General features: G+C 66.7%; 1 protein-coding gene. It reads left to right on the top strand.

The window, feature by feature from the left end:
• On the top strand, positions 1-291 hold a 291-nt coding region (locus tag ACWGS9_RS35700), incomplete at its 3' end, for an acyl-CoA dehydrogenase family protein (protein ID WP_454509546.1).

Genomic DNA, 291 nt, shown 5'->3' with positions numbered 1-291 from the left:
ATGATGGACAAAGCTTGGGTTTCGCCGAAAGGACCGGGGCTGCCTTGGCTGGCGGGCGAATATGAGGCGTTGCGCGACCAGGTACGCCGGTTCGTCGAACAGGAGATCAAGCCCCGTGCGGATCGCTGGGAGAAGGACGGGTTCATTCCCCGCCCGATCCTGCGCCGCATGGGCGAACTCGGCTTCTTCGGCATCCGCTACCCGGCCGAGTATGGCGGCGCCGAGATGGACGCGGTCGCATCGACGGTCTTCGCCGAGGAGCTCGGGCGCTCGACCTATGGCGGCGTCGCC

Source organism: Mesorhizobium sp. Arg314, from assembly GCF_053714275.1.
This window is presented reverse-complemented; position numbering and strand designations above follow the sequence as displayed.